At 58.4% G+C, this 661-nt stretch carries 1 protein-coding gene; it reads left to right on the top strand.

All coding sequences use genetic code 11. The annotated features are described in order from the left end of the window. On the top strand, positions 1–570 hold a 570-nt coding region (locus tag C9427_RS33210), incomplete at its 5' end, for a ProQ/FINO family protein (RefSeq protein ID WP_245437283.1). Positions 571–661: the final 91 nt, after the last annotated feature.

Here is a 661-nt window from a genome sequence, read left to right as displayed (position 1 = left end):
GCTCATTTTTCCATAATCATTGCATATATCAGTGCTAGGAAGGTCCGAATTGCAAACGAAAACAATGGGGCGAGGCTTATGATGTTGAGCTGTAGCCGAGGCAAATCGCCTGCACAGCTTTTCCGCTATCTATCGGCCAAGTGGCCTGCGGCGTTCAATCCGAAAGCGCCCAGGCCGCTCAAGATCGGCATCCATCATGACATTCGGGTGCTCGACGGCGAACTGTCCGATGATGAATTAAGGAGAGCCCTGCTGGCGTATACCAAGATGGCCAAATACTTGGCGAGCCTGGATGCCGGCGCCGCACGGGTCAATCTCGATGGCAAGCCGGCCGGCGTGGTCTCGGATGCGGACGCGGTGACCGCCAAGGCTTTGCTTTGCTCCCGCAAGGACAAACAAAAGGGCAAGCAAACGCCGGAGCTAAGGGTAGAGCCTCAAGCGCCACCCAAACCAAAACCGAAGCGAACCGCCGTGTTCAAGGCGAAGAATACGGCCGACAGCCCGACCGGCATAATCGTTGAGACCAAGCGTCGCCGGTCATTCCGAAAGCCGATGACTGATCGCCCGTGAGCGATAGCTCGCGCCGACCGGGACAGCCCTCAGGGTCGGAGCACATGGCGCCCGCGCCAATCCGAATTGCCGCGATCGCAAATGGAGCTGC

The sequence above is a fragment of the Mesorhizobium helmanticense genome (assembly GCF_003034915.1).
In the GTDB taxonomy this organism is placed as follows: domain Bacteria; phylum Pseudomonadota; class Alphaproteobacteria; order Rhizobiales; family Rhizobiaceae; genus Mesorhizobium; species Mesorhizobium helmanticense.
This window is presented reverse-complemented; position numbering and strand designations above follow the sequence as displayed.